26 protein-coding genes and 1 tRNA gene are annotated in these 24,426 nt (G+C 63.6%); 8 read left to right on the forward strand and 19 right to left on the reverse strand.

Translation table 11 applies throughout. The annotated features are described in order from the left end of the window. Nucleotides 1-14: 14 nt before the first annotated feature. Together QZ650_RS09285 and QZ650_RS09290 are read right to left on the reverse strand one after the other, a co-directional pair. A complete protein-coding gene (locus tag QZ650_RS09285) occupies nucleotides 15-770 on the reverse strand; it encodes a TrmB family transcriptional regulator (RefSeq protein WP_292518677.1) in 756 nt (251 codons plus the stop codon). A gap of 382 nt (nucleotides 771-1,152) precedes the next feature. Beyond that, complete coding sequence (locus QZ650_RS09290; protein ID WP_292522495.1) at nucleotides 1,153-1,794, reverse strand: helix-turn-helix domain-containing protein; 642 nt, start codon at nucleotides 1,792-1,794, stop codon at nucleotides 1,153-1,155. 284 nt (nucleotides 1,795-2,078) lie between these two features. Here QZ650_RS09290 and QZ650_RS09295 point away from each other — a divergent pair, with 284 nt between their 5' ends. From QZ650_RS09295 to QZ650_RS09305, 3 genes are all read left to right on the forward strand, one after another. Then, nucleotides 2,079-2,486, forward strand: a complete 408-nt coding sequence (locus QZ650_RS09295) for a hypothetical protein (RefSeq protein ID WP_292518681.1) — start codon at nucleotides 2,079-2,081, stop codon at nucleotides 2,484-2,486. After that, the gene (locus QZ650_RS09300; protein ID WP_292518684.1) at nucleotides 2,483-4,741 is read left to right on the forward strand and encodes an RND family transporter; all 2,259 of its coding nucleotides are present in this window, start codon (nucleotides 2,483-2,485) and stop codon (nucleotides 4,739-4,741) included. The genes QZ650_RS09295 and QZ650_RS09300 overlap by 4 nt, the downstream gene beginning before the upstream one ends. 110 nt (nucleotides 4,742-4,851) lie before the next feature. Next, a complete protein-coding gene (locus tag QZ650_RS09305) occupies nucleotides 4,852-5,550 on the forward strand; it encodes a hypothetical protein (RefSeq protein ID WP_292518685.1) in 699 nt (232 codons plus the stop codon). 21 nt (nucleotides 5,551-5,571) lie between these two features. On the opposite strand, the gene QZ650_RS09310 is transcribed toward QZ650_RS09305, so the two are convergent. Next, nucleotides 5,572-6,360 (reverse strand): 4Fe-4S binding protein, encoded by a 789-nt coding sequence (locus tag QZ650_RS09310; protein WP_292518687.1) that lies wholly within the window; start codon nucleotides 6,358-6,360, stop codon nucleotides 5,572-5,574. Between the two features lie 175 nt (nucleotides 6,361-6,535). Between QZ650_RS09310 and QZ650_RS09315 the strand changes: the two genes are divergently transcribed. Then, the gene (locus tag QZ650_RS09315) at nucleotides 6,536-7,720 is read left to right on the forward strand and encodes a cysteine desulfurase (RefSeq protein ID WP_292518689.1); all 1,185 of its coding nucleotides are present in this window, start codon (nucleotides 6,536-6,538) and stop codon (nucleotides 7,718-7,720) included. Next, nucleotides 7,720-8,499 (forward strand): formate dehydrogenase accessory sulfurtransferase FdhD, encoded by a 780-nt coding sequence (gene fdhD / locus QZ650_RS09320; RefSeq protein WP_292518691.1) that lies wholly within the window; start codon nucleotides 7,720-7,722, stop codon nucleotides 8,497-8,499. The genes QZ650_RS09315 and fdhD overlap by 1 nt, the downstream gene beginning before the upstream one ends. Before the next feature lie 55 nt (nucleotides 8,500-8,554). Here the strand turns inward: fdhD and cysE are convergent, their stop codons facing one another. The 3 genes from cysE to QZ650_RS09335 are packed head-to-tail and all read right to left on the reverse strand — an operon-like array spanning nucleotide 8,555 to nucleotide 11,090. Continuing rightward, nucleotides 8,555-9,508 (reverse strand): serine O-acetyltransferase, encoded by a 954-nt coding sequence (gene cysE, locus QZ650_RS09325; RefSeq protein WP_292518693.1) that lies wholly within the window; start codon nucleotides 9,506-9,508, stop codon nucleotides 8,555-8,557. A gap of 14 nt (nucleotides 9,509-9,522) precedes the next feature. Continuing rightward, complete coding sequence (gene cysK, locus QZ650_RS09330; protein WP_292518695.1) at nucleotides 9,523-10,449, reverse strand: cysteine synthase A; 927 nt, start codon at nucleotides 10,447-10,449, stop codon at nucleotides 9,523-9,525. A gap of 56 nt (nucleotides 10,450-10,505) precedes the next feature. Further along, complete coding sequence (locus QZ650_RS09335; RefSeq protein WP_292518698.1) at nucleotides 10,506-11,090, reverse strand: hypothetical protein; 585 nt, start codon at nucleotides 11,088-11,090, stop codon at nucleotides 10,506-10,508. Nucleotides 11,091-11,357: 267 nt separating this feature from the next. Between QZ650_RS09335 and QZ650_RS09340 the strand changes: the two genes are divergently transcribed. Beyond that, the gene (locus tag QZ650_RS09340; RefSeq protein WP_292518700.1) at nucleotides 11,358-11,648 is read left to right on the forward strand and encodes a hypothetical protein; all 291 of its coding nucleotides are present in this window, start codon (nucleotides 11,358-11,360) and stop codon (nucleotides 11,646-11,648) included. Here the strand turns inward: QZ650_RS09340 and QZ650_RS09345 are convergent. From QZ650_RS09345 to QZ650_RS09355, 3 genes are all read right to left on the reverse strand, one after another. Next, on the reverse strand, nucleotides 11,605-12,477 hold the full coding sequence (locus tag QZ650_RS09345) for an alpha/beta fold hydrolase (protein WP_292518701.1): 873 nt from the start codon (nucleotides 12,475-12,477) through the stop codon (nucleotides 11,605-11,607). The two genes, QZ650_RS09340 and QZ650_RS09345, sit on opposite strands and share 44 nt — an antisense overlap. An 88-nt stretch (nucleotides 12,478-12,565) precedes the next feature. Next, nucleotides 12,566-12,907 carry a hypothetical protein gene (locus QZ650_RS09350; RefSeq protein WP_292518703.1) on the reverse strand — a complete coding sequence of 114 codons (342 nt, stop codon included), beginning with the start codon at nucleotides 12,905-12,907 and terminating at the stop codon, nucleotides 12,566-12,568. A gap of 48 nt (nucleotides 12,908-12,955) precedes the next feature. Beyond that, the gene (locus QZ650_RS09355) at nucleotides 12,956-14,197 is read right to left on the reverse strand and encodes an HD domain-containing protein (protein ID WP_292518704.1); all 1,242 of its coding nucleotides are present in this window, start codon (nucleotides 14,195-14,197) and stop codon (nucleotides 12,956-12,958) included. A 154-nt stretch (nucleotides 14,198-14,351) separates the two neighbouring features. Here QZ650_RS09355 and QZ650_RS09360 point away from each other — a divergent pair, with 154 nt between their 5' ends. Then, on the forward strand, nucleotides 14,352-15,017 hold the full coding sequence (locus QZ650_RS09360) for a dihydrofolate reductase family protein (protein ID WP_292518707.1): 666 nt from the start codon (nucleotides 14,352-14,354) through the stop codon (nucleotides 15,015-15,017). 65 nt (nucleotides 15,018-15,082) lie between these two features. Here the strand turns inward: QZ650_RS09360 and QZ650_RS09365 are convergent, their stop codons facing one another. The 4 genes from QZ650_RS09365 to QZ650_RS09380 form a co-directional block, all read right to left on the reverse strand. Further along, the gene (locus QZ650_RS09365) at nucleotides 15,083-15,274 is read right to left on the reverse strand and encodes a hypothetical protein (RefSeq protein WP_292518709.1); all 192 of its coding nucleotides are present in this window, start codon (nucleotides 15,272-15,274) and stop codon (nucleotides 15,083-15,085) included. Between the two features lie 261 nt (nucleotides 15,275-15,535). Next, the gene (locus tag QZ650_RS09370; RefSeq protein ID WP_292518711.1) at nucleotides 15,536-17,608 is read right to left on the reverse strand and encodes a copper-translocating P-type ATPase; all 2,073 of its coding nucleotides are present in this window, start codon (nucleotides 17,606-17,608) and stop codon (nucleotides 15,536-15,538) included. Between the two features lie 296 nt (nucleotides 17,609-17,904). Continuing rightward, a tRNA-Thr gene (locus tag QZ650_RS09375) sits at nucleotides 17,905-17,976 on the reverse strand. A 73-nt stretch (nucleotides 17,977-18,049) separates the two neighbouring features. Next, the gene (locus QZ650_RS09380; RefSeq protein ID WP_292518713.1) at nucleotides 18,050-18,346 is read right to left on the reverse strand and encodes a DUF3467 domain-containing protein; all 297 of its coding nucleotides are present in this window, start codon (nucleotides 18,344-18,346) and stop codon (nucleotides 18,050-18,052) included. Between the two features lie 148 nt (nucleotides 18,347-18,494). Between QZ650_RS09380 and QZ650_RS09385 the strand changes: the two genes are divergently transcribed. Continuing rightward, nucleotides 18,495-19,157, forward strand: a complete 663-nt coding sequence (locus tag QZ650_RS09385) for a Dna2/Cas4 domain-containing protein (RefSeq protein ID WP_292518715.1) — start codon at nucleotides 18,495-18,497, stop codon at nucleotides 19,155-19,157. On the opposite strand, the gene QZ650_RS09390 is transcribed toward QZ650_RS09385, so the two are convergent. The 6 genes from QZ650_RS09390 to QZ650_RS09415 form a co-directional block, all read right to left on the reverse strand. Continuing rightward, nucleotides 19,158-20,087, reverse strand: a complete 930-nt coding sequence (locus tag QZ650_RS09390; RefSeq protein WP_292518718.1) for a DNA polymerase subunit beta — start codon at nucleotides 20,085-20,087, stop codon at nucleotides 19,158-19,160. It lies immediately after the preceding gene. Next, nucleotides 20,084-20,662, reverse strand: a complete 579-nt coding sequence (locus QZ650_RS09395; protein WP_292518720.1) for an L-threonylcarbamoyladenylate synthase — start codon at nucleotides 20,660-20,662, stop codon at nucleotides 20,084-20,086. Before QZ650_RS09395 ends, QZ650_RS09390 begins: the two co-directional genes overlap by 4 nt. Then, nucleotides 20,662-21,339 carry a DUF5612 domain-containing protein gene (locus QZ650_RS09400; RefSeq protein ID WP_292518722.1) on the reverse strand — a complete coding sequence of 226 codons (678 nt, stop codon included), beginning with the start codon at nucleotides 21,337-21,339 and terminating at the stop codon, nucleotides 20,662-20,664. The genes QZ650_RS09395 and QZ650_RS09400 overlap by 1 nt, the downstream gene beginning before the upstream one ends. 101 nt (nucleotides 21,340-21,440) lie before the next feature. Beyond that, a complete protein-coding gene (locus QZ650_RS09405) occupies nucleotides 21,441-22,499 on the reverse strand; it encodes a flippase-like domain-containing protein (protein ID WP_292518724.1) in 1,059 nt (352 codons plus the stop codon). A 92-nt stretch (nucleotides 22,500-22,591) separates the two neighbouring features. Beyond that, a complete protein-coding gene (locus QZ650_RS09410) occupies nucleotides 22,592-22,726 on the reverse strand; it encodes a hypothetical protein (RefSeq protein ID WP_292518726.1) in 135 nt (44 codons plus the stop codon). A gap of 460 nt (nucleotides 22,727-23,186) precedes the next feature. After that, nucleotides 23,187-24,401, reverse strand: coding sequence for an FprA family A-type flavoprotein (locus QZ650_RS09415; protein ID WP_292518727.1), 1,215 nt, complete (start codon nucleotides 24,399-24,401; stop codon nucleotides 23,187-23,189). Nucleotides 24,402-24,426: the final 25 nt, after the last annotated feature.

The raw sequence follows: 24,426 nt of genomic DNA on the forward strand, positions 1-24,426 counted from the left end.
GCGGCCCTCCCCCCTCATTCCTCCGCGAGCCTCTCGACGATCGTCTTCTGCAGGTAGCCGATGATCGGCATATCCGAGCCGATCACCGCATACTGCCCGGATCCGGCCGTAGCAATCGCAAAGAAATCCCGGCCGTCGACCAGGATTGCGCACTCGTCCTTTCTCGCGCCTTCCATCACGGACTCGTTCACCGGCCGGGCATCCATGAGGTCAATGACGGTTCCTTCCGCCTCGTAGATGGGGAGGTTAATCCCGGCATACTCCTCCTTGTTCCGCACGACCACGTAGAGATCGATCTTCCGCTCGAGGGGTTTGAGGGTCGTGCAGTACTTCCGGAGAAACCCGGGATTATAGCAGAGGATCACCATGCTCTTCTTCACCCGGCGGAAGAGCGCGGAGATATGGTTCTCGATTGCCCAGCCGCTCCGGAGGATGAAGAACGAATCCGGGGAAAGGCGCGGTTTGACCGAGAGGCTCTTTAACGCCTCGCGTGTCTCCTCAAGAGACCGGATGTAGTCATCTTTGAGCCGGTCGAAGACGACATCGATGTCGAGTATGTAGTAGGAGGAGGGAGAGCCTTCCTCAACCGCGATGAACCCACGCCGGGCCAGGTCGTTTAATATCTCGTAGATCCGTCCCCGGGGCACCCCGCTCACCTCATGGATGTCCCGGGCGGTCGCTTTCTGCAGCCCGACGAGTGTCGAGTAGACGCTTGCCTCGTACTCGTTCATCCCGACGGCCCGGAGCCCGGGAAGAATCTCAGCAGTCATTGCACCTCTATTGAGTTGCAACAAACTTATGGTTTCCTGATAGAGACGGATATCTGCGAGAGAGGGGCCATCTCTCCTCGCAGACCGCGCCCACACGGCAGCCGCCTGCCAGAGGCCGGGCATACACCGTAAACAGACTCCACGCAAACGGGCCGGGATGCCCCTTCGAGAACGGCTGCACTGGAGAGCGGACGAGAGCAGCACGCAGAACGATACTTCCTGAACCAGCAGAACAATCCTCCGGCCTTAGAGCGGAGGGATCCGTCATCAACATGCTCTGAATGTATCCAGCGGCACCGGCGGCGGGCTCAGGCGTGGCTGAGCCGTCGCCCGCGCGCCCGTCACCCGATATGCCTTCTCGGGCAGCGGCCGGCTTCTGCCGTCAGTAGCCGGCAAGGAGCATGGAGATGAGGCGGGCCTCGCCCCGGCGCAGATGCTCAATCGCGGTGGTCTTGCTGATGCCCAGTTTTTCTGCGAGTTGCTGGCTCGTGATCTTTCGGGGATACTCGTAGTAGCCGTAGCGTTTCGCCGCGAGCAAGAGATCTCTTTGCCTCCGGGTGAGAGCCGAGAGCGGCCCGTTCTCAGAGAAGGTTGCCTCCTCGAAGATGACGTTCCGGACCTCGCCGTAGGTGGACAGGAGACGGAGAACTTTGTTCAGGTTCTCGGCATCGCCGATGCAGGTGTAGATGTGCAGGTCGCGGGACTTGTATATAGGCAACGTCCAGATGATGTCCAGGTCGAACTCACGCATCTTCTCCAGCAGGAACTCGTCCCGGATGACGATCCGGAGAAAGCAGGTATATGTTCTGCCGTCGACCTTGAGCACCTCAAGAGAACCGAGACTTTCCGGGAACTCAAGGTCGTTCGCGGTGCATCCCACTTTCATTGTGATCTCGGCAACCACCGTTTCCTCACCCCGCTCAAAGTTCACCTTGAGCAACTCGAGGACTTTCACGGATTCGATCCTGTCCAGGAGATCTTTCACCATCCAGTTGAGGAACGCAGTGTCAGGGGGCCTGCCCATTAACGGATCCTTCAGGCAGACTTCGACAATCATCTTGCGCATATGTTGTGTGGAACACCGCCCACATAAACCCCGTACATATACGGGAAAATCATGAATCCTCCAACTCCCCAATACAGATTGATATGGGAAGCATGAGAGAACCTGCTCCGGACAACTCCGTCCGGGAGCCGGACTGCGATACCTGCCCCTGTTCGGGTTGCAGTAAGTTCATATCCCGTCCCTTAAAAACAGTAACTCCAGCAGATGAGTCATATATAAAGAGGAGAGACGTGAACTGCTCAATGACCTGTAATACCGGTTTTCACCGGCGATCCGGCGGATCGTCGCTCAAGAGACCGGCGCATCGTAAAATGTCCCATACAGAATCTTTCTATGAGGAGACCGACCAGGTATGGACCGAGGCCGGGTTCCTTCCCCCGGCGGACTACCGGCGGGCCGTAGCCCTGCTGCACCGCCTCGCCATGGCCGAGGAGCCGGCGGCATCCCTGGTCTCGTGCGTTCTGACAGGAGCGGCAAGAACCGGTGATGCCGGCCACAATTACCGGATCCTTGACTCTATAAAACTCCGTCGCACTGCTGAGGAATACGGCATTGACACCACCGAAAGAGACGATTGCGAGATAGCTCACGCGGTGACCACGGCAATCATCGCCGAGTACGGGGAGAAGACTCCGGAGGAGAGGGCATGAGGAACCCCTACGAGTGGCTCGCCGCCGCCGTCAACAACCACACCTGGACCGTCGCCGGGGTCGCCCTGGCCATCTTCATCGTGGCGTGCTTCGGACTCTCGCTGGTCTCGATGGAGACCAGCGACGACGCCTACCTCGACAAGACCACCCCCCGCGGCGCGCTCCTGAACCACTACGTCGAGACCTATGGCTCCGACGCGATCATGCTCCTCTACGAGACGGACAGCGTCCGGAGCCCCGAGATCCTCGAATACATCGACAACCTCCAGGAGGATCTCAGGAACGAGCGCTACGTCGATTCCGTCTCCGGCGTCGTCGATCTCTTAAAACAGGCGAACGGTGGGACCCTGCCGTCGTCCACGGCGGAGATCAATGCGATCATCGGCCAGGCCCCGCCGGAGATGGTTGAACGGATGCTGCCTTCAGACCTCATGACGATCAGCGTCATCGCCCTTGAACCCGGCGTCACCATGGAGGCGCAGCAGCAGGTTGTCGGGAACATCAAGTCCATCGTCGCCATATCGGAGCCCCCGGCGGGGCTCACGGTCACGGTCTCGGGCAACCCTGCGTTCTCGCTGGAGATGGGCGAGGCGATGGGATCCGAGACGGGCATGCTGATCCTCGTGGCCATGATCCTGATGGTCTTCGCAGTGATGTTCCTCTTCTCCCATGTCCGCTACCGGCTTCTCCCGGTCGGGATTGTGGCCGTCGGCCTCATCATGACCTTCGGGCTCATGGGCCTCTTTGGTATTCCCATCAGCATGGTGGTGGTCGGGGCGTTCCCGGTCCTGATCGGGATCGGGATCGACTACGCGATCCAGCTCCACGCCCGGTTTGATGAGGAGATCCGGCGCGGCACGATCCCGGAGGCCGTATGGGCCACCGTCACCCAGATGGGGCCCTCGATCCTGATCGCGATGTTGTCGACGGCACTCGGGTTCATCGCGATGTTCTTTGCGCCGGTGCCGATGGTGGCCGACTTCGGGATGGTCTGCACCATCGGGGTCGTCTCCTGCTACATCGCAGCGCTCATCATCGTCCCGGTCTTTGCAATCGTCACCCGCTACCGGCCGAAAAAAGAGGCCGTATCCGCCGGGACCGAACCATCGGGCGGGGAATCGCTCATCGAACGATACGACCGGCTTCTCGGGCGGCTGGCCTATACTGTCGCAAAATACCCGATCCCTGTCATCATGCTCTTTGCAGTCGTCGCGGCAGGAGGCTTCTACCTCGACCAGAGCGTCCCCGTCAGTGCGGATGAGAAGACCTTCGTTCCCGGCGATATGCCCGCCCTTCTCTCCCTTGAGAAACTCACCCGGGTCATGGGCTCGACAAGCACCATCCCGGTCGTCGTGCTCGCGGACGACGTCCTCTCACCGGAGACGCTCGCCTGGATTGATCAGTTCGGCGTCTACGAGCAGGAGCATAATGACAAGATAACCGGGGTAACAAGTGTCGCGACCCTGATCCGGGAGTATAACGGTGGCGTGCTCCCCTCGACCGAGAGGGAGGTCGACGCCATCGTTGCCCGGATTCCGGAGTCGACCCTCTCCCGTTACCTCAACGGGAACCTGGAGGCGGTGCTTGAGTTCTCGACGGTCGATATGGAGATGAGCGTCGCCCGCGACCAGGTCGGGAGGATACAGAACGACGTTGCGTGGAACAACCCGCCGGCCGGCGTGACGGTGAGGCTCACCGGCCAGATGGAGATGTTCGCCGCTGTCATGGACGACATCAGTGATTCGAGGACATACATGACCCTGATCGGGTTCGTCTTCATCCTCGGCTTCCTGGTCCTCGTCTACCGGAAGTTCTCGGCCATCTCGCCGGTCATCCCGATCGTCTTCATCGTGGGCTGGAACGGGGCGATCATGTACCTCCTCGGCCTCGAATATACGCCGCTGACGGCCGTCCTCGGGTCGATGACGATCGGCGTCGCGTCCGAGTACACCATTCTGATCATGGAACGGTGCGAAGAGGAACTTGCCCGGGGCATGGAGTTCCTGGATGCCGTCCAGACCGCCGTGCAGAAGATCGGGACAGCCATCACGGTATCGGGGCTGACGACGGTCTTCGGGTTCTCGGCACTCACCCTCTCGACGTTCAACATCATCAGCAACTTCGGGATCGTGACAGTGATCTCGGTCGGGTTCTCGCTCGTGGGCGGGATCGTCGTGATGCCGGCGATCCTCGCGCTGATGTACCGCTTCAGCGGCCGCTCCCGGGTGCCGGCAGGAGCCGCTAACCCGGAATAAACCCTTTTATCGCCCTCCGCTTCCGGCAACGGCTTCTCTGCATCACCAGATATGGCAGCCATATCAAGATTTATATAGTACCTACAATATCCTTCCCCCGGTGGTATACCGTGGCAAATGAAGACCTCACGGCGCAGGTATTGGCGCCATTTGAGCCGGTTGAAGAACTGGCCCGCAATGTCATTCTGTTTCTACCAAACGTCATTGCAGCGATCATCATCCTCATCATCGGCTGGATCCTCGGGCGAATTCTCGGCAGAGTCGTCTCCGAGGTTCTTGATCGCCTCGGTGTCGATGACGCGCTCAGGAAGACATCGGTCGGCCAGCAGATTGAGCGGTCCGGGACGAACATAAGTCGTCTCTTCGATCTCATCGTCCGCTGGTTCATCTATCTTATCGCAATCCTTGCAGCAGTCAGCGTTCTGCAGATTCCGGCACTCACACTGGCAGTCGCGGCCATCGTGGCCTACATCCCGAACATCCTCGCGTTCATTATCATCCTGGTCGCTGGATTCATCCTGATCGACTGGCTGATCGACCTCCTCACACATATGGGAGAGACGCAGCAGATCCAGGGCTTCGGATTGATCGCGATGTTGCTCCGGGCATTTCTCTACTTCGTCGTCGCCATCCTCGCGCTCCAGCAGCTCCTGCTCGACCTCTCGATCATCTATGTCTTCATCGTCCCGATCGCATGGGGAGTCGGGCTCGGCCTCGGTGCGGCGATCGCCCTCATCGTCGGGTTCGGCCTTCGCGACCGCGCGCCGGAGATGATGGACCGGCTGATGGGCAGGATGAGAAAAGAATAACCTCTTTTTCGGCAGGCGGGCTTACAGCCCGCCGTATTTCTGCACGTGCGCCCGGGCCCGGCGGCGTGGATCTTCACCACCGGCGGTTGTGGTCCGGCCGTAGTGCCGCCGGTCCTCCCCCACCGGGCAGACTTTGATGCAGATCCCGCAGGGGGAGATGTGGCGCCGGGCGAGTTCGGCGCTGTTTGCCGCACAGGACGCTTTATCGGTGAGGCCCCGGGGGTAGTCCCGCGCATCGAGCGCTCCTGCGGGGCAGGCACGGACGCAGAGCATGCACCGGGTGCAGAGGTCCTCCCCGAGCAGCGGATCGGGTGGGAGGTCCGCGGCGGTGAGGACCGATCCGAACCGGACCCGGGGACCGTACTCCGGTGTTATGAGGGTGTTGTTCACGCCGAACGTCCCGAGCCCCGCAAGGAGGGCGGCGTGGCGGTGCGAGAAGAAGGCGACGGGGTTCTTCTGGAGTACCTCGATGCTCCCGTAGCCGTCGCGGGGGACGAATACCGAGGGGTAGCCGCAGGCATTGAGGAAGGAGGCGAGCCGGTAGGTATACTGGTCGAGCAGGGTGTTGACGGTCTTGTAGAGCTCGTGGTAGTAGATCGAGGGAGAGGTCTCGAGCACCGGGAGGTGGACGGGAAGACCGATGACGATCACCGACCGGGCTTCGGGAAAGATCGACTGCGGGTAGAACTCTTCCGGCATCCAGGGCTGGAATGGGGGGTTCTTCCACCGGTCCGCGCTCGCGATCCCGACGAGCGGGATCTCCATCCTCCGGCACCGGTCGAGAAGGGCTGCCTTCAGGTCGTCGTTCATCTACCGATCTCTTGCGCCCGGCAGGACAAAAGGTTCACCCGGGGCAGTGCCGGAAGGACGCAGCCGGCGTCGAGGTCTTCCGGCCCATTTATGCTCTTGATACCGCATCCCGGCCCTGCGCAAAGGCATCTTTCGCCGGGGTCAAACTTAACAACTGCTACCATCAACAGGCCGTATGAAGATCGAAGAGTGCAGGTCAGACTTCCCGATCACCCGGGACCTCATCTACTTAGACAGCGCCGCCACATCGCTCACCCCAAAGCCGGTGGTCGAGGCGATGGCCGAATACGATCTCCGGTACCGCTCGAACGTCGGGAGAGGCGTCCACCGGCTCGCCGCCGTTGCCACCCACCGCTACCGGGACGCCCACGACGCCATAAAGTCGTTCATCGGCGGGGATGGGGGCACCCTCACAGTCACCCGGAACACCACCGAGGCGATCGGCATGGTCGCCGCCGGCCTCGCCTGGCAGAAGGGCGACCGGGTGGTGACGACCCTCCTCGAACACCACTCCAACCTCCTCCCCTGGCTCCGGCTCCGCGAGCGGGGGGTCGCGGTGGATATCGTCCGGCCGGAGGCGGACGGTCATCTCGACCTCGCCGACCTGGAGGCAGCCGTCCGCGACGAGACCCGGCTCGTCGCCGTCACCCACGCCTCAAACGTCCTCGGCACCATCCTCCCCGTCCGGGATATCGCCGGGATCTGCCGTGACCGGGGCGCACGGCTCCTCATCGACGGCGCCCAGTCAGCCCCGCACATCCCGGTCGACGTTGCCGCCATCAGGTGCGACTACTTCTGCTTCTCGGGCCACAAGATGCTCGGCCCGACCGGGACGGGCGGGCTCTGGATGCGCGAGCCGGACCTCGAACCGCTCTTTGTCGGCGGCGGTTCGATCGAGAGCGCGACGGCGGAAGGCTACACCCTCGCTCCCGGCGAGGAGCGTTACGAGGCGGGAACGCCGCCGATCGCTGGCACCATCGGGCTTGGACGGGCCGCGGCATACCTCCGGGAGATCGGGATGGAGACAGTGCGGCGGCACGAGGAGCGGCTCGCCGCGCGGCTGATCGACGGGCTCGCGGCGCTTGATAGGGTTACGGTCGCTGGCCAGGATGCAGGGGCCGACCGGATCGGTGTTGTCTCGTTCACGGTCGAGGGGATGCACCCGCACGAGGTGGCGCAGGTCCTCGACGAGGCATCCGCCGTCCTGGTCCGGTCGGGACACCACTGCTGCCAGCCGCTCATGGAGCATCTCGACCTCCCGAACGGGACGGTGCGGGCGAGCACCTATATTTACACCACCGATGAGGAGGTTGAGACGATGATAGCCACCGTCGAAGAACTCTCCCGGAGGGCGATCTGATGCTCTACCGGGAACTGCCAATCGTCAGGGTCGATGGCGAGACGTTCGTCGCCGGAACCCACCCCGTCGTCGAGGAGGTACCCCTCTCGGTGACCGTCAACGGGCGCCACGCACTCACCGCGATGACGAGCCCGACGATGCTCCGGGAGTTCGTCGCGGGGTATCTCTACACGGAGCGGATCGTCAAGGATCTCATGGAGATCGAGTCAATCCGGATCGAGGGGAATACCGCGAGCGTCCTCACCAAGAACCCGTTCGCGATCCTGACCTCGCACAAGACCGTCCTCTCCGGGTGCGGCGCAAGCACCTCGTTCCTCGATGCCGGGCGCCTCCCGACCATCCGCTCGGACCTCACCCTCGTGCCCGGGGCGATCCGGGCGGCGACGAAAGAGACCCTCGACTCGGAACTTCACCGGATAACCGGCGGCATCCACCTCGTCGGGCTCTTCGACGGAGAAGGGAAGGTGATCCGGGTCGCTGAGGATATCGGCCGGCACAACGCGCTCGACCGGGTCGTCGGCCACGGCCTTTTATCGGGGACCGACTTCTCGCGGACGTTTGCCGTCAGTTCCGGCCGGATCTCCTCCGAGATGGTCCGAAAATGCCTGGTCGCAAACATCCCGGTGATCGTCTCGCGGGGAGCGACGACCACCGCCGCCGTCGAGGCCGCGAAGACCGGCGGGCTCACGATCATCGGATTCGTGCGGAGCAGGAAGATGAATATCTACACCGGGCCGGAGCGGGTTCGCGGCGCTTCGCCAGCACCCGGTGGCGAGTGAGAGGCCCGGGAGATTATGCCGGTCAGGAAGAGCAGCCAGGGCTCTCACCCCTCACTTATATCCTCCCAAGGACATCGCGCTGACTGAAGAACCGGTCCCAGTCCCAGGGCTCGTCGAGGACCTGCACCTCGACGTCCCGGACGCCGCTCACGTCGAGGACCCGGCGCCGGACCTGCTCGGTGAGATGGTCGACGAGCGGGCAGGCCGCGGTGGTCAGGACCATCTCCACGAGCACCGATGAGTCCCGGACGGTGATCGCCTTGATCAGGCCGAGATCAACGACATCGATCCCGACCTCCGGGTCGATCACCTCTTTTAACGCCGCCCGAACACTCTCCTCAAGCGCGATCTCCTCCTGGCGTCTCCCGGCAACAAGTCCCGACCGCTCCACCGCCCGGAGCCGCTCCTCAATCCGGTTCTGCCTATCAAGCATGCGGCTGACCACCCGGAGCATCGGGTCGGGGAGGTCGCCGCGACCGAGCCGCTCCTGGCCCCTCTGGCACTTCGGGCCGGCAAGCCTGCCCGGGACCCCGACGACCGTCGCCCCGGCGGGGACGGGGCGGACGACGACAGAACCCGCCCCGATCTTTGCCCCGCGCCCGACGGTGATGGGGCCGAGAACGCTCGCCCCCGACCCGATGACAACGCCGTCCTCGATCGTCGGGTGCCTTTTGGTCCGTTCGAGCGCCGTCCCCCCGAGCACCACGCCCATGTAGATCAGGACGTCGTCACCGACCTCCGCCGTCTCCCCGATCACGACACCCGACCCGTGGTCGATGAAGACCCGGCGGCCGATCTTCGCGCCGGGGTGGATCTCGATTCCGGTCAGCGCCCGGGCGATATGGGAGACAAACCTCGCTGGAAAGTAGAGCCGGCGGCGGTAGAAGGCATGCGCTATCCGGTGCGCCCAGATGGCGTGGAGGCCGGGGTAGCAGCAGATCGCCTCGATGGTTGACCGGACTGCCGGGTCTTTTGCAAAGACTGTCTGGATGTCTTCCCTGATGCCCACCGTCACTCCTCCGTTCAGTCAAATACGCCAGTGGAGAGGTAACGCCCCCCGGTGTCCGGGAGGATGACGACGATCAGTCTCCCCGCGAACTCCTTCCTTCGGGCAATCTCGCAAGCGGCGTGGGTCGCGGCACCAGACGATATCCCGACGAATATCCCCTCCTCACGCGCCAGCCGGCGGGTTGTGGCGAACGCCTCCTCCGACGTGACCCGGATGACCTCGTCGACCAGGTCTGCCCGGTAATTTTGCGGGACAAAACCCGCCCCGATCCCCTGGATCCGGTGCGGCCCGGGTTTTCCACCCGAGAGGACCGGGGACTCGGCAGGTTCGACAGCCACCGCCATAAATGACGGTTTTCGGGCTTTCAGCACCCCGGCAACGCCGCTGATGGTCCCGCCGGTCCCGACACCCGCGACCAGGACATCCACCTCCCCGTCGGTGTCCCACCAGATCTCCTCGGCAGTCGTCCGCTGATGCACGGCAGGATTTGCCGGGTTCTCGAACTGCTGGGGGATGAAATAGGCGTCAGGCTCCTCGGCGGCGATCTCCGCCGCACGCTGGACCGCCGCAGCCATCCCCCCGGCGCCCGATGTCAGGACGAGCTCGGCTCCGAAAGCCCGGAGTATCCTCTGCCGCTCGATGCTCATCGTCTCCGGCATCACCAGCCTGAGCCGGTAACCCCGGACCGCACAGATGAACGCGAGGCCAATCCCGGTGTTCCCGCTTGTGGGCTCGACGATCACCGTCCCCTTCCGGATCTTACCGTCCCGTTCCGCGGCCTCGATCATCGCGACGCCGATCCGGTCTTTCACGCTCCCCATCGGGTTGAGCGCCTCGACCTTGGCCACGACGGTGGCCCCGGCATCTCCGACGATCCTGTTCAGCCTGACGAGCGGGGTATTCCCGACCGCCCACCCCATATCCCGATAGATGCGTCCCATGCGATCACATCCCCCGTTCTTCCATACCAGCGTAAAACCCTTGCTCTCCCTGTGGTTCACCCCGGGGAGGCCGGCAGGAGGAGGCGGACAAGCCCGATCGTCGCCGCCATGATCACGATGACCGCGATCACCCATCCTGCGACCATGCAGAGGAGGGATGGGATTCGCGGGTACCGGAAGAGCCACGAGACGACAGGGGTTCCGTAGAGGGCAATCCCGGGGATCCATATGGTCGGGATGAGCACCAGGACGCCGTATCGCCTCAGGGGATCAATCCTCCCCGTCTTCGCATTGGTCTTCCGGATAAGCCGCCGGGCCAGCCGGGAGCGCCCGGCAAAGAGGTGGCAGACTTCAAGGACCCCGATCATGACCGCGACCGCCACCGACGTGAGGAGGGCGAGCACGACCACAGGGTGCAGCCCGAGCGAGAGGCCGACGACGGCTGCGGTCGCCTGGAGGACGAGGGTCGATACGATGAGGGTGAAGACCACCAGCGGGGACATCCTTGAGACGAGACCGAGGAGGAGCGGGACCGCCAGGAGGAAGAGGAAGACGAGCACAGCATCTCGCGCGACCACAAGGCGGCAGTCCCCCGACGAGAGCGCTTGCTTGCATCTCCTGACAGCGGCAACCAGGTTCATGGGCCTCCACCTGTGCCCGGGGGATGATGAACCTGTCCGCAGGAGAGCCCCGGGCGGGGCTGGAGTGCCCGGCAGGGTCCCGGGGGCCGGATGGTGCCCGGCAGGTCTCGAAAAGCCCGGACCCCGCCCTGATCCCCGGCCTGGCATGTAACGCGCCGGGATAAGCCGATGCTACCCGACCTGTCCTCCGATCCAGAGGAGGAATTGGCCCGGGGGAGTGTGGTGTAAAAAAGCAGGTTTTTATCCAGGAGAGACCTATCACCGCTCATGAGCGAGACTGAAGGTCGTTTTGAGCGGGGACGGTGGATCCCTCACCCTCCCCCTGCACCGGAGGAGGCGGAGCCCGCACCGGCTGCTCCTACCGTTGAAGAACGCATGCACGAAGCGTCCGAATCGGTTCGGAAAGCCGTCAACGATGTGATGAACGCAGGCCACCACCTCCTCGGGACGCCCGAAGGGCATGAGCATATCGAGCAGGCGGCACGGAAGGCCGGAGAGGACCTGGAGCGGGCGATTAACGCCTGGGCGGAGTCCGCACGGCAGGCTCTCCGAAGATAGTGAGGTACTTCGTGACGCGGACGATGACCTCGGGATTTCTCGGCAGCATGGTGTGGCAGTAGTGCTCCGGGTGCCGGACGAGGTTTCCGGGGTCCGCCGGGAGGACGTCGATCCCCGCGCCGGGGAGGTAAGAATCGGTGTGGGGGACGATGCCGTCGCCGGCATACGTCGTCCGCCACTCCCCGTCCGGGGCGAGTTCCCATGTTCTGCCGTCGAAGGCCGGGAAGAACGCCGGGGTCCCGGTGCGGTTTGCGGCAAGGATGATCCGGTAGGCGATGTCGTCGCGGGTCCCGGCGTGGCGGAGCGCCGCAACCGTCCGGCTCCCGGGGCGGAACTCCTGGACGATGGTATCCTCCCCGGGGTCGTAGTCCGGCGGGACGAAGACGCCGGCAAGCCGCCGGATCACTTCCGGACCCTGCTCGGGGTCGTTGAAGAGCTCGGCGAGGGCGGAGCCGTTGTTCGGCGGACCGATCCCGACAAGCAGCCGGACATTCTCTTCCCGGTTGTTGTCGAGCACCTCGAGGAGGTAGCGGGCGATGCACGTCCCCATCGAGTGGCAGACAATATCGACCGGGCCGTCGTAGCCGGTCTCCTCCCGCTTTTCGTGGATGCAGTCCTGGAGAGCGAGGGCGATCGCCTCTGTCCCGGCATTCTGGATGCCTGTGTAATCAAACCTCCAGAAGGGCACCGCGGCATCGGTGAGCACGGGTGCGAGGCGGTTCCAGATGCCGGGATGGCTCCGCCACCCGTGGACCAGGACGGCCGGGAGCCTCTCATTCGTCAGAATAGCGCCACGCCTCCCCTGCACCGGCAGCGGTTCATAACCCATAATCTGGCGCTCACCACGATGTAGGTTTCGGCGGGAGCCCCGCATCGCCCGGGGCGAAGACGGCCCCTCCCGGCATACGAGTTCCGGATCAGTTCACTTCAACGCTGTACGTATATGTCCTGCCGACATCCCCGTCCAGCGCGAGACTGACCTTCTTTGTCTCCCCCGAGGCGATGAAGACCACCGTCGAGACCTGATCCCGGACAAAACCCTTCTGCTCGTCGATCAGTTTCGCCGTCACGGTGACGTCGCCGTCGCTCCCGTCGTTCTGGATCTCCGCGTTCACGCTATATCCGAGCCCTCTGGAGAGGCTGATATCCGGGGTCGCAGAGTCCTGCACGACCTTCGGGTCGGGGCCGGCAAGCCCCATACAGCCCGCAGCAAGGACAAAAGCCGCGACCAGGCCCAGAATGAGTATCGGTCTGCGCATGAAGAGGGTCAGCAAGCAGCGCTATATGAATTCGTAGGAACCGGCGGGTTATACGCATCGGTCTGAGGCGGGGTTCACGGCCGGTCCGGGCCTCCTGTCCGGATACCTTGACCGGGTCCTCTTCGGGAAGATAGTCTGCTGAAAGACCCACTCAAAGTAGCGGTCCGTCATCCCGGCGATGAAGTCCCGTGCAAGTTCCGCCGGCGCGGCGGTATCGGCATATGCACCGGAGACCCACGGGGCGCAGATGAGTTCTTCGTAGACCGGCGAGTCCTCGCGCTCCTCCTCGATATCCTCAAGGATACGGTCGAAGAGGAACTCGAACATGAACCGGATCTTCTCCCGGTTATGAAGGAGCCTCGGGTTTTCGTAGATGTGCTGCATGTTGAACTCTTTGAAGGCCGCGACGCATGCCGAGGCTTCGGGCGAGAACGCGATGCAGTCGGCATCGTAACTCATCGCGACGATATCCTTGATCAGGACGTCGAGCACCCTCCGGTTGATCTCGGAAAAGTCCTCCCTCCCGGTGATACCGAAAAGAGCCGTGCAGTTCTCCGGGAACTCCGCAAGATCGTCATCGCCGATGACCCCGACCTCAAGGGCATCCGCAAGATCGCGGCCGAGGTAGGAGACGCTGTCGGCAATTCTCACGACACACCCCTCGGCGGTGAGCGGGAGGGCGTCGCCTCCGCCCTCGATCCTCTCCAGTTTCGCCGCAAACGAGCCCCATCCAGCCTCTCCCTCCACCGCAAGGCTTTGATCGTGGACCTCGCCATTGTGGCAGAGGATCCCGTCGAGCACCTGCAGCGTGAGGTCGCAGTCCTCGAGGGTATCAAGGAACCGGACGCTCTGGACGTTGTGCTGGAACCCTCCGCTCCCGTGCTCCCGGCAGAGGTCGTCGAGGAACCTCTCGCCGAGGTGGCCGTAGGGCACATGGCCGATGTCGTGGCCGAGGGCGATCGCCTCGATCAGGTCCTCGTTCAGGCCGAGGGGCCGCCCGATCGTCCTCCCGATCTTCGAGACGAGCTGGACATGGAGGACGCGGTGGGTGATGTGATCGTTCTCGACCAGGTAGAAGACCTGGGTCTTGTCGATGTAGCGCGAGTAAGCCTTCGAGTGGACGATCCGGTCGGCGTCCCGAGAGAACGGCGGCCGGATCACCGGCTCCTCGGGTTTATGGCCGGACCTCCTGATGTAGTCGCGGTTCCGGGTCGCGCGGGGCGAGAGGAACGATTCGCGGGCGGTCATGCTTTCGGCCATCCGGCCGGAGATGCTCTGCGGGATCTCCATCGGGAATCCTCCGGGACGGTGCTCCTCCGGGGAGCCCTTCCGGTAAAGAGTTCTCGGCCGGGAGAAGGGATAGGGTTTTCCTTTCCGACAGGAGGGGGTCGGAGAAGACACGGATCCATGCGCCTTATATCCCGGGCGTTCGTAACCTCCCGGTATGTACCCGAAAGTCATCATCCACAACAGCGTGAGCCTGGATCACGCGGTGCGGGGCTTTGAGGTCGACCTCGGGATGCACTACGGCGCACTTCTCGCCTTCGAGCCGGAGGCGGTCCTCGTGGGTTCGGCCACGGCAAAGTCCGGGATCGAGATGTTTATGGATATCAACGAGCCCGAAGCGGAGGCCGACCGGCACCGGCCCGTGGTCCGGCCGGACGACCCAAGCCCCACCTCCGTCATCGTCGACAGCAGGGGCGTGCTCAAAGATCTGCTCCACTTCTACCGGAACATGGAGCATACAAAGGACGTCGTCGTCCTCGTTTCGGAGACGACGCCGGAGGACTACATCGACTACCTCCGCGAGCGCGAATATCCGTTCATCCGGTGCGGCAAGGGCCGGGTAGACCTTAAGGCAGCGCTCCGGGAACTCCGGGAGCGGTTCGGCATAGCACGGGTGGTCTCTGACTCCGGCCCCGACTTAAACGACGTCCTGGTCCGTGAGGGGATCGCGGATACGATCAGCCTGATCGTCCATCCTGTCATTGTCGGCGAGGGAGAGAAGAAACTCCTCGGCCGGGTCGGGAACCGGGTAACGCTGGAACTCCAGAAGGCCGGGCCGATGGGGCGGGGCACGGTCCACCTGGTGTATGCGGTGAAGAAGTAGAGGGCGTACAGGTTCAGCACCCGGTCCCCCTCACCGGGGTTGCCGGTCGACCGGAGAATACGGTTTCATCTCCGGGTGAAGGCGGCAACACCGGTGAGAACGACCGCGACGGCGCAGATGACCAGACCGATGGTTCCGGTGCTGAATCCCGTCGGATCGGACCCGATGAAGTAGAAGCGCGTCGCCGAGAAGTGCATCAGGAATATGATGCCAAGGAGATACATGGTGACCGCCAGCCTGCCGATGCTGTATTCCATGGGTTTCGTATCATGAATACGCGGCGATATCATATCCTTCTTTTGAATTGTCTTCCATGGGTCATTATATTGAGAAATGGAGGGAGGTCATCGGGATGGATCTTTCTTCGCGGGTATTCACGTACCGGTATCCGCGGTAGAGCGCCGGGGCATGAGCGGTATCCCTCAGCGCATCCAAATCGCCTTTTGCTGTTGCCCGTGCGGGTCTGAGGATCGGGAGGAAGACGGACTGCCGCCGGAGAGATTCCCGCATCTCTTGTATCAGTGCAGCGAGAGTGTCCTCGCATTGATAGCGACGATGACCGTGCTTGCGCTCATGAGGATGGCACCGATCGCCGGAGTGAGCACCAGGCCAATCCCGTACGCCACCCCAGCCGCCAGAGGTATGGCAAACGTGTTGTAGCCCGTCGCCCAGAGCAGGTTCTGCATCATCTTTCTGTAGGTCTTCCTCGAAAGAAGGATGATGTCCGCTACGTCACGAGGATCGTTCCGAACCAGCACGATATCCGCACTCTCCACGGCCACGTCGGTCCCCGCCCCGATCGCGATCCCCACATCTGCCTGGACGAGCGCCGGGGCATCGTTGACCCCGTCACCCACCATGGCAACCCGGTACTGAGCCTGCACCTCCCGGATCTTCTCCGCTTTCTCGTGCGGCAGCACTTCGGCGAAGTAGGCATCGAGCCCGAGGTCTTCAGCCACCCACCTCGCAACGTGCCGGTTGTCCCCGGTCAGCATCATCGGCCGGATCCCCATTCCCTTCAGCCGTGCAATCGCTTCCCTTGACTCACCCCGGATGATATCCGCAAGCGCGATCGCCCCGAGGGGCAGATCGTCCTTTAACAGAAAGACCACGGTCTTTCCCTGCTGCTTCAACCGCTCGACCCGCTCATCGGCAGGTTCGGCTCCCGCTTCTTTCAGGTAGCCCGGGCTGACCACCTTCAGGAACGCATCGTCGACGGTTCCTTCGATCCCTCTCCCCGGGATGGCCCGGAACCCCGAGACCGGAATGAGTTGAAGCCCCTTCTCCTCCGCACTCCGCACGATCCCGCGGGCAATCGGGTGCTCGGAGTTGGCCTCCAGGGAGGCGGTGAGGCGCAACACCTCGAGTGGATCGGAGAGTGTCCGGAAGGGGAGCAGATCGGTCACCCCGAACCGACCCTCCGTGAGGGTTCCGGTCTTATCAAAGACCACTGCCTGCACATCCCTCGCCCGCTCGAACGCCTGCCGCTCCCGGATCAGGAGACCCGACTGTGCCGCGAGGGCGGTGGAGACCGCGACCACCAGGGGCACGGCAAGGCCAAGGGCGTGGGGGCAGGTGATCACCATCACCGTCGCCGCCCGCTCGATTGCAAACCCGGGTCCCTGCCCGAGGAGCAGCCATGCGACCAGGGTGATGAACCCAACGGAAAGGGCGATCACGACCAGATAGAAGGCGGCGCGGTTCGCCAGATCTTGAGCGCGGGATCTGCTCTCCTGTGCTGTGCGCACGAGTTCGACAACCTGGGCAAGGTAGGTCTCCTTTCCGGCCTTCTTCATCTCGGCCACCAGGGATCCCTCACCGTTGATCGAACCGCCCGTGACGGTATCTCCCGGACCTCTGGTGACCGGCGCCGATTCGCCGGTCAGCATCGCCTCGTTCACGGTGGAGACTCCGTCCACCACCACCCCGTCGACCGGCACCTTCTCCCCCGGGCGGATCAGGACGCGGTCCCCCACTCTCAGTCTCTCCACGGCCACATCCTCAGTCGAGCCGTTCCGCAGGCGGTGGGCCTCCGAGGGCATCACCCGGACCAGTTCTTCAAGCGCGCGGGAAGCCCCGAGCACCGACCGCATCTCGATCCAGTGCCCGAGCAGCATGATGTCGATCAGGGTGGCGAGTTCCCAGAAGAATCCCTCGCCCCCGACGAACCCGAAGACCGCGGCCGAACTGTAGACGTAGGCGACGGTGATGGCGACCGCGATCAGGGTCATCATGCCGGGCAACCGGACGCGCACCTCGTCGAGGATACCGTTCAGAAACGGATAGCCGCCGTAAAAGTACACAACCGTAGCCAGCAGGAAGAGGAGAAGGTTGGAGCCCGGAAAGACGAGTGTGAAGCCGAGAGCGGACTGGAAGATGGGGGAGAGTGCAAGGATCGGGATGGTGAGGATTGTCGAGACGATGAACCGCTGCCGGAAGTCCACCATCGCGTGCGTGTGGGCTCCCGGGTGGTGTTTGGCGTGGTGCTCTGCTTCCTTAACCTGTTCCCCGTACTGCTGCCCTTTGCCGGGCGTTTCTTCATGTACCCCCGCATGGTGCTGATGCGTGGTGCTCTCGTCTTCCCGATCCATACACTACACCTCTGGGTGGGGACCTTCGCGCGACACGTAACTCAGATCCCTGCTCACCCGGCCGGGACGCTACAGGACACCACGCAGAGAGTGATCCCGAACTCCAGATAGCAACGGATATTATCGCGAGTAAATTATCTTTATCATCCCCCTCGTTCACCGGGGATTTCCGGAGGGGAATACGGTCCGGGGCCGGGATAACGATGGATACATCAGGTCCCCGAAAGAACCTCGAGCAGGCACATGCGGATACGGAAGAATGCTCAAAATCGAGAAGAGACGTGAACCTGCAAAAAAGCCGCTGGAGGGATTCGAACCCCCGACCTGCTGATTACGAATCAGCCGCTATACCACTAAGCCACAGCGGCAACTGCCTTATACTGTTGCACGTCCGGAATTAAAAAGGTATCACCTGCCGGGGACCCATCGGTCCGCTCCCGTTCAGGAGTACCCCCGGATGGTGACGTTGCTCTCCTGGTGCGGGGCGGCCTCCGGGGTGGTGATCGCGCCGAACTTCTGCTCGTAGTCCGCGACGCTCTTCGCGAGCACCGCGACCAGGTTCTTCGCGTGGCGAGGGCTGATCGAGACGATCGCCTTCCCTCGGGCCTGGTTCATGCCGGGGATCTCGTGCAGAAAGAGGAACGTGAACTCGTCCTCCTTGTAGGCAATCTGGATTCGGTTCGAGTAGACCGGGTCGAGGTCGCCGGGGATGTTGACCGATATCTCGCGGTTAGCCATACCTTTCTTCTGTGATCCGCTCCGGCATAAGAGTTGGTCTTTGCCCGATCCCCACCCTCCTCCGGCGGCCGGGAAGACCGCGCCGGTGCGGAGGGTATCCGGATATAAAGGGGGAAAGCGAACCTCTCCTCCAACGGACTCGCTGCACATGACCGACTACATCCCGGTATCCGCCGTCATCGCCTGCCACATATGCCCCCGGCGCTACTACTTCGAGCGGTCGGAGGAGCGCGAAGAGTCGCTCCGCTACACCGTCTGCAAACAGGTCTCCACACACCTCGGCGAACTCCTTGATGAGGAGGAGATCTGGCGGGAGGTCCTCTGCGTCCTCCCCGAAGCACCGCCGGAGGCCCGGGACCTCCTCGACCAATGCGTCGCCGCCTGCCGGGAGACCACCTGGCAGACACCGGTCCAGACCGACCTCGCCGTCGAGTCGGACATCCTCGGTATCCGCGGGAGGGTGGACAAGGTCTTCTCCGACGGCACCTTCGCCATCGCCCGGTCGAGCACCGCGCCGAAGGCCGGGGCCTACGGCACCGATCGGCTCCGGGTCGCCTGCTACGTTGCCTGCCTGCACGAGACCCTCGGGAAACCTGTCACCGGCGGTTACGTCGAGTACGTCACAGGCGGGGCCTGCAGGTTCGTCGAGCCCCAGCCGCGCGACCGGCGAGAGATGATCAAGGCGGTCCGGGCGGCAAAACAGGTTGTGGCCGGCGACGTCCCGCCGCGACCCCTCCGGGCCCCCTGCGAGGGCTGCCCGCACTTCGAGCGGTGCACGGCCGGCCCGCGGCGGCTCTCGGACCTTTTCTGACTACCCTGCGTTCTCCAGCAGCGTCTTCGAGATGATGTACTCGCCCTTCGCCTCGCGGGTCGTCCCGACGATCAGCCACCGCTCGTCGCCGTGCTCCTCGACGACGCCCCTGGCCTCGATGACCTCCCCGGCAAGCGCCTGGCCCGAGTAGGTATGGGTGAAGGAGAGCACCCGGGATATCTCGTCGTGGTCCACCGCGTAGACCGCCGGGCTGTCGAAGGAGAGGGAGGCGTCCGTGACCGTCGCCTCGATCGTCGCCCGGCCAAGAACCCCGCCCTTCCCGGCGGGGACTGCGTCCAGGTTCCCGTAGGCCCGGGTGTAGAGGAGGTCGAAGTAGGTCCCCTCGAACTCCCCACGGTTCCACTTCCGCTGCTCGTGGAGGACAAAGGCGTCGAACGATATCTCCGGAACCCTCTTGTCGTAGACCTTCCGCCACATCGCAGTGCTCATCCCCGGGATCACCCCGGTCTCGACGAGGCGCCGGAACTGGCGCTGGGCGGCAAACCAGGCGTCCCCGTAGACCACGAGATCGATATCGGAGGCGGCGTTCTCCAGGCCGCAGAGGAGCGACCCCGTGCATCCGAACGAGCCCGCCGGGAGGTCGAAGCGGGAGAGGAGCCTTCGGACCCGCTCGTTTCGGACCGCCACCTTCCCGATCTCCTCCTCCGGCTTGTAGACCCGGACGACGTCGGAGCGTGGCACCCGGTGAACCGAATCGAGGTACTCCGGTCTATGCTCCCGGACCCAGGCGAAGGCCTCTGAAAAGTCGTATTTCCGGTAGCGCCGGCCGGAGAGGCTCGTCCGCCCCCCGTCCGCGTCGGGGACGTAGCGGAGGATACACCCGATCCGGTCGGCGTTGTCGTAGTTTGAGACCGCGTAGAGGCAGCCCTCGCGATCCTCGATGAAGTCACGGAGTCGTATTGAGGTCATGGTTGCAGAGCCTCCAGGAACGCGCCCACCGCTTCCCATTCCGCGCCCTTCCGCAGGATGCGCCGGGCGGGGAGGTCCACCACCGTGCTCGGCGTCCCGGGGAGTTCCCCGCCGTCGACCAGGTAGTCGTGGGGGACAGAGACCTCCTCGGGCCGGGTCGGCGCGATGTCGTCGGATATGTTCGCGCTGGTGGCCGTGATGGGAGAATCGAGCCGGGCGATGATAGCGAGGGCGATCGGATGGTCGGGCCACCGGATGCCGATGAGACCGGTGCCGCCCGTGAGGATCTCCGGCAGGCAGGACTTCGCCGGGAGGATCACCGTCACCGGCCCGGGCAGGAACCGCTCGATGAAGGCCCGGGCAGCGTCGTCCACCACCGCGATGGCGGCAAGCATCTCCATATCCGAGACCGCAACCGATATCGGTTTACTGAGCGGCCGGTTCTTGGCTTCGTAGACGCGCATCACTGCGTCCTCGGAGAGGGCATCCGCCCCGAGGCCATAGACCGTCTCGGTCGGATAGACGATGAGCCCGTCCCGCGAGAGCACCCGCACAGCCATATCGATCGGATCCATCAGAACTCACGCCCACGCACACGATTGATATCAAAGACTCCTTTGCCGCTGACGTGCATCACGGCAAAGACCCCGGCCTGGATGGGATCGGTCACGACCAGGTCGGCATGCTCCGGGACGCTCCCGGCCATCTTGAGGGCAATCACCGGGATGCCCGCCTGCCGGACCCGATCGACGGCCCGCGAGACCTCGCCGCCCATCAGCGACCCCGCGAGCACCAGGATGGACGCACGGGGAAGCCGGGCAACCGCGTCCACGGCAAGCGCGAGGTTCTGCTCCCCGACAAGGGGGATCGTATCGACCGATATCCGCTCGCCGCGGATGTTGTGGCGGTCCGCTTCGTTCACGGCGCCGAGTGCCACCTGCGCCACCTGTGCGCCGCCGCCGATGATGATCACCCTGCACCCAAAAATCCGGGAGAACGGCGGGTAGATCGTGACGTCGACGACCGACGGGACCCGCGCGAGATCGGCGATGAGCTCGCCGTGGTTCCCGCACTCCTCGAACTCGAAGTAGAGGTAGGCCTTCCCGGTGTTCGGGCCGGTGGTGATGATCGACTGCTGGATCATCTGGATGTTGGCCTGATAATCCGCCATCACCGTGGCCACGTCGCGCAGCACGCCGGCCCGGTTCTCGGTGATGATACTTAAGGCATACATATCGGTATCGGTGGTCATGACCCTCCCTCGCCGGAGATCCGGGTACTCTCCAATCGTCTGCTGAACCGTAAAAATTCGGTCATATTCACGCTGATTGATAGATTTTGGTCTCATAAGGGTTATAGGTTTTCGATGTGGTGGGGATCGGCCTCATTCCTCGCGGCAAGAGCGCCCGCAAGGAGGCCGAGAGGGATGTTGAGGTAGTAGAGGAACAGCCGCCAGAGGACGACATAGAGGCCGAGGAGGTAGGTGGGGACAACCCGATGGTAGAGCGTGGCGGCGCCGATCTCGGCGATCCCGGCAGAGCCGGGGATGAGCGGAATGGTCGCGACCATCTGGAGGATACCCTGAAAGAGGAGCGATTCCGCGAGCGAAGGAGGCAGGCCGAGCGCGGTGAGGAGGGCGGACGCCACGGAGAAGTAGAGGATCCACTCAATGACCGCGAGGAGAAGCGCGCCGGCGAGAGCCCGCCGGCCGGCCCGTGCAAACCGGGAAGAGCCCGCGACAAAGGTCTCGGTCTCGCGGCCGATCCGCTCCGCGAGGGTTTCCGCGCTCCGGGTGGCCGGACAGAACCGGAGCCAGCGCCGGCTCCGGCCGCACCGGTCGAGCACCCGGTCGGCGACGCCGCCGACCACCCGCTTCATGAGGGACGGGCGGCGGACCAGGACGACGAGCGCGGTGAGTAGGGCGAGGACGAGGAGCAGAAATGTCGCCACCGGGTAGAAGACGGTGGCGGCAAGGTAACTCCAGAGATGCCGGACGGCAAGGAGGGCGGCGAACGTGAGGGTGATAAAGACGGCAAGGTCCATGACCCGCTCGACGACGACGACGGCGACGGCATCCCCGACGGCGAGCCCGGCGCGCGAGAGCCGGTGGATCCGGACCGGCTCACCGCCTACCTGGCCGGGGGTAAGTGACCCGGCAAAGAGCGAGAGGAACTGAGCGGTCATAACGCTCCGAAACGGCACCGTGTAGCCGAGGCCGCGGCAGAGAATCCCGAGTCTCAGGATCCGGCAGAAGATTGCCCCGGCCCTGAGCCCCACGGGGAGGAGGAGGGCAGTGACGTTGACCTCTCCAAGGTAGGCCCACGTCTCGGGGGTGATGGTCGCCGCGAGGAGGCCTGCGAGAGCCGCGCCGCTGACCAGGAGCGAGAGCGCGATCCAGCGCCGGCTCCTCATGCCCGTTCCCCGCCCCCCTGCGGATCACCTGTTCCGTGGAGCACCGTGGGGAAGAGGACGCAGACCATGATTACGTTTCCTCCCTTCAGATCTCATCCCCGGTGCCGGGCGAGACCGAAGAGTTCTCCAATCCTCGTGATCACAAAGGTCGTCGCCGCAAGAACGACCATCAAGGCGATGATCCTGAACGCGAGGGCGTGCCTCTCGAACGGGAGGGTCAAGTTCATCCTGCGGTTGCTTTCCAGCAGAATCGCCAGGAGGAATGCGCCCTTCCGGTCGGTGGTGACTGCATACGCGCCTTCCGGATCAGGTCGGAGATCACGTCGAGGTCACGGGAGCAGGGTGATACAGACGGAGCCGTCAAGCCTCCTGACCCGGCCCAGCGCATCCGGGTCGAGGGCATCGTCGATGCAGCCCCGGGAAATGCCGTATTTCCTGATTAAGTCCTGAAGAAAAGGATCATGCGTGGGAGAGCGACATAGGTGGTAAAAAAGGGTATCCGCCCGGGGAGTAGGTGGAGCGGGATCTGGCGCGCGGCATGAAGAGTTTAGAGATAGGAGTGGTGATATCGCTCTCATGGACGGCAGGGCACCGGGCCGTGCCGCGTCCCCTCCGACTCCGGGCACGCAGACCGGAGTCGCTCCCCCCGATCCCGGTTGGACGTGCAGTCCGGAGTTCGGGGAGGCGTCACCGTGACCGGATCTCCTGCGCCACCTTCCGGCCGAGTTCGTAGGCCCGGGCGATCTCGTCGCTGTCCGGCCGGTAATTCACCTGAAATCCGCCGTCGATCACCTCGATCCCGGCAGCCTTCAGGGCATCATTCGCCTGGGCGACCGCACCGCCCATGCCGCCGTGCGACCCGAACGCGCACCCGATCTTCTTCGTTCCAAGACGACCGGGTCGAAGCCCGCGGAGGTAACTGAGGAACCCGGCCACCGTGGGGAGGACCTCGTCCTGGAGCGTCGGCGACCCGACGAGGACCGCCTTCGAGTCGAGGATATCCGTGACGATCTCGCTCCGGTGCGTCCCCTCGTAGCGGCCGTCGGCGAGGAGGCAGACCCGGACATCGGCACCTTCGGCCATGACACCCTCGGCGATCGCCTTTGCCAGCATCGTGGTCGATCCGTGCATAGTGTCGTAGACGATCGTGACTTTGTCCTTCGAGACTCCCAGACTCCAGTCGGTGTAGGCCTTGAGGATATCCCCGACATGCGACCGCCAGATGATCCCATGGCTCGGTGCGATCATCCGGATATCGATCCCGAGACCCCCGACCTCGTCGAGTTTCTTTAAGACCTTCGGTGCGAGCGGTATGATGAGGTTCGCAAAGAACTTCTGTGCATGCCCAAGCGCCGCGTCCCTTCCGAGTTCGTCGTCAAACCGGGCGGCGCTTGCAATGTGCTGGCCGAAGGCGTCGTTCGGGAAGAGGATAGCGTCCTCGGTGAGGTAGGTGAACATTGAGTCGGGCCAGTGGAGCATCGGCGCCTCAAGGAACGTGAGCGTCTTCCCGCCAAGGTCGAGGGTATCCCCGGTCTTCACGACCCGGATGTTCCAGCCGCTGGTGTCGTAGTGGCGGGCGAGGCCGGCGCGAGCCCTCTCCGTGCAGTAGATCGGGAGATCGGGCATCCGCCGGACGAACGCGGGCAGGGTCCCGGAGTGGTCCTTCTCGATGTGGTTCACGACAAGGTAGTCTATCGCGCCGGGGTCGCAGACTGCTCCGACTCTGCCAAGGACCTCGTTCTCAAACCCGGCATACGCGCCGTCGATCAGCGCCGTCTTCTCACCCCGGACGAGGTAGGCGTTATACGTCGTTCCCGGGAGGGTGTAGCCGTGGTACTCCCGGAGATTCCAGTCGATAGCCCCGACCCAGTGGACGCCGGGGGCGAGTTGTGTGGCCATCATTTTCATCCCTCAAATAGTTCGTTGT

Origin of the sequence: Methanoculleus sp. (assembly GCF_020696975.1) — an archaeon.
Lineage (GTDB): Archaea > Halobacteriota > Methanomicrobia > Methanomicrobiales > Methanoculleaceae > Methanoculleus.

What these genes read in the sequence shown, in the direction of transcription:
- QZ650_RS09285 (WP_292518677.1), bottom strand. Translation starts at nt 770, where the DNA reads ATGACTGCTGAGATTCTTCCCGGGCTCCGGGCCGTCGGGATGAACGAG.
- QZ650_RS09290 (WP_292522495.1), bottom strand. Translation starts at nt 1,794, where the DNA reads ATGGGCAGGCCCCCTGACACTGCGTTCCTCAACTGGATGGTGAAAGAT.
- QZ650_RS09295 (WP_292518681.1), top strand. Translation starts at nt 2,079, where the DNA reads ATGACCTGTAATACCGGTTTTCACCGGCGATCCGGCGGATCGTCGCTC.
- QZ650_RS09300 (WP_292518684.1), top strand. Translation starts at nt 2,483, where the DNA reads ATGAGGAACCCCTACGAGTGGCTCGCCGCCGCCGTCAACAACCACACC.
- QZ650_RS09310 (WP_292518687.1), bottom strand. Translation starts at nt 6,360, where the DNA reads ATGAACGACGACCTGAAGGCAGCCCTTCTCGACCGGTGCCGGAGGATG.
- QZ650_RS09315 (WP_292518689.1), top strand. Translation starts at nt 6,536, where the DNA reads ATGAAGATCGAAGAGTGCAGGTCAGACTTCCCGATCACCCGGGACCTC.
- fdhD (WP_292518691.1), top strand. Translation starts at nt 7,720, where the DNA reads ATGCTCTACCGGGAACTGCCAATCGTCAGGGTCGATGGCGAGACGTTC.
- cysK (WP_292518695.1), bottom strand. Translation starts at nt 10,449, where the DNA reads ATGGGACGCATCTATCGGGATATGGGGTGGGCGGTCGGGAATACCCCG.
- QZ650_RS09335 (WP_292518698.1), bottom strand. Translation starts at nt 11,090, where the DNA reads ATGAACCTGGTTGCCGCTGTCAGGAGATGCAAGCAAGCGCTCTCGTCG.
- QZ650_RS09340 (WP_292518700.1), top strand. Translation starts at nt 11,358, where the DNA reads ATGAGCGAGACTGAAGGTCGTTTTGAGCGGGGACGGTGGATCCCTCAC.
- QZ650_RS09345 (WP_292518701.1), bottom strand. Translation starts at nt 12,477, where the DNA reads ATGGGTTATGAACCGCTGCCGGTGCAGGGGAGGCGTGGCGCTATTCTG.
- QZ650_RS09350 (WP_292518703.1), bottom strand. Translation starts at nt 12,907, where the DNA reads ATGCGCAGACCGATACTCATTCTGGGCCTGGTCGCGGCTTTTGTCCTT.
- QZ650_RS09355 (WP_292518704.1), bottom strand. Translation starts at nt 14,197, where the DNA reads ATGGAGATCCCGCAGAGCATCTCCGGCCGGATGGCCGAAAGCATGACC.
- QZ650_RS09360 (WP_292518707.1), top strand. Translation starts at nt 14,352, where the DNA reads ATGTACCCGAAAGTCATCATCCACAACAGCGTGAGCCTGGATCACGCG.
- QZ650_RS09365 (WP_292518709.1), bottom strand. Translation starts at nt 15,274, where the DNA reads ATGGAATACAGCATCGGCAGGCTGGCGGTCACCATGTATCTCCTTGGC.
- QZ650_RS09370 (WP_292518711.1), bottom strand. Translation starts at nt 17,608, where the DNA reads ATGGATCGGGAAGACGAGAGCACCACGCATCAGCACCATGCGGGGGTA.
- QZ650_RS09380 (WP_292518713.1), bottom strand. Translation starts at nt 18,346, where the DNA reads ATGGCTAACCGCGAGATATCGGTCAACATCCCCGGCGACCTCGACCCG.
- QZ650_RS09385 (WP_292518715.1), top strand. Translation starts at nt 18,495, where the DNA reads ATGACCGACTACATCCCGGTATCCGCCGTCATCGCCTGCCACATATGC.
- QZ650_RS09390 (WP_292518718.1), bottom strand. Translation starts at nt 20,087, where the DNA reads ATGACCTCAATACGACTCCGTGACTTCATCGAGGATCGCGAGGGCTGC.
- QZ650_RS09395 (WP_292518720.1), bottom strand. Translation starts at nt 20,662, where the DNA reads ATGGATCCGATCGATATGGCTGTGCGGGTGCTCTCGCGGGACGGGCTC.
- QZ650_RS09400 (WP_292518722.1), bottom strand. Translation starts at nt 21,339, where the DNA reads ATGACCACCGATACCGATATGTATGCCTTAAGTATCATCACCGAGAAC.
- QZ650_RS09405 (WP_292518724.1), bottom strand. Translation starts at nt 22,499, where the DNA reads ATGAGGAGCCGGCGCTGGATCGCGCTCTCGCTCCTGGTCAGCGGCGCG.
- QZ650_RS09410 (WP_292518726.1), bottom strand. Translation starts at nt 22,726, where the DNA reads ATGAACTTGACCCTCCCGTTCGAGAGGCACGCCCTCGCGTTCAGGATC.
- QZ650_RS09415 (WP_292518727.1), bottom strand. Translation starts at nt 24,401, where the DNA reads ATGATGGCCACACAACTCGCCCCCGGCGTCCACTGGGTCGGGGCTATC.